Source organism: Frankia torreyi (genome assembly GCF_000948395.1).
Classification (GTDB): domain Bacteria; phylum Actinomycetota; class Actinomycetes; order Frankiales; family Frankiaceae; genus Frankia; species Frankia torreyi.
The window spans coordinates 3,432-4,639 of sequence record NZ_JYFN01000125.1 but is presented as its reverse complement, the minus strand read 5'-3'; the positions used below and the strand labels follow the sequence as shown (position 1 = coordinate 4,639).

The following is a 1,208-nucleotide window of genomic DNA, read 5'->3' as shown; positions in this document are numbered from 1 at the left end:
TTCGGCTTCGAGGGACCGTCGGTCACCATCGACACCGCCTGCTCGTCGTCCCTGGTCGCCCTGCACCTCGCCGCCCAGGCGCTGCGCAGCGGCGAAGCCGACCTGGCGCTGGCCGGCGGCGTGGCCGTGATGGCGACGCCCACCGAGTTCATCGAGTTCTCCCGGCAGCGCGGCCTCGCCCGCGACGGGCGGTGCAAGGCCTTCGCCGCCGNCGCCGACGGCGTCGGCTGGGCCGAGGGCGCCACCATGCTCCTCGTCGAACGGCTCTCCGACGCCCAACGCCACGGCCATCCCGTGCTCGCCGTGGTCCGCGGCACCGCGGTCAACCAGGACGGCGCCTCCAACGGCCTCACCGCCCCGAACGGCCCCTCCCAGCAGCGGGTCATCCGCGCCGCCCTCGCCGCCGCCGGCCTCGCCCCGGCGGACGTCGACGCGGTCGAAGGCCACGGCACCGGCACGCCGCTCGGCGACCCCATCGAGGCCCAGGCCATCGTCGCCACCTACGGCCGCGAGCGGCCCGCCGACCGACCGCTGTGGCTCGGCAGCCTCAAGTCCAACATCGGCCACACCCAGGCCGCCGCCGGCGCCGCCGGCATCATCAAGACCGTCCTCGCGATCCAGCACGGCACCCTGCCCCGCACCCTGCACGTCGACGCCCCCAGCCCCCACGTCGACTGGACCGACGGGGACGTCGCGCTCCTCACCGAACCCACCCCCTGGCCCGACACCGACCGGCCGCGCCGCGCCGCCGTCTCCTCCTTCGGCATCAGCGGCACCAACGCCCACGTCATCATCGAACAGCCCCCCGCGGACGCGGACACCCTCGCCGCCGGTCCGGCCCAGGCCGACGCGGACCGGGCAGAGGCGGACCGGGCAGAGGCGGACCGGGCAGAGGCGGACCGGGCAGAGGCGGGCGGTCCCACGACCGGGCCAGGAGATCCGGGAGCCGATGGAGGCGCGGTCGAGGCGCTGCCGGTACTGGTGCCGTTGTCCGCGCGCAGCCCCGAGGCGCTACGCGACCAGGCCCGCCGCCTGGCCACCCACCTGCGCACCCGCGACACCCGCGACTCCGCCGACACCGTCGACATCCGCGACACCGGGCGGGTACCGCTTCCGGCGCTGGCCCGGGCGCTGGCGACGCGCACCGTGTTCCCACACCGCGCGATCACCCTCGCGACCAGCACCAAAAGCCTGCTCGCCAGCCTCGA

At 76.1% G+C, this 1,208-nt stretch carries 1 protein-coding gene and 1 pseudogene; both read left to right on the top strand.

Annotated features, from left to right (window positions below):
* Positions 1–211: pseudogene (locus FF36_RS39750) on the top strand (beta-ketoacyl synthase N-terminal-like domain-containing protein); the annotation flags it as partial.
* 1 nt (position 212) lies between these two features.
* Positions 213–1,208: ketoacyl-synthetase C-terminal extension domain-containing protein (locus FF36_RS30970; RefSeq protein ID WP_242423005.1), on the top strand; the 996-nt coding region annotated here is incomplete at both ends.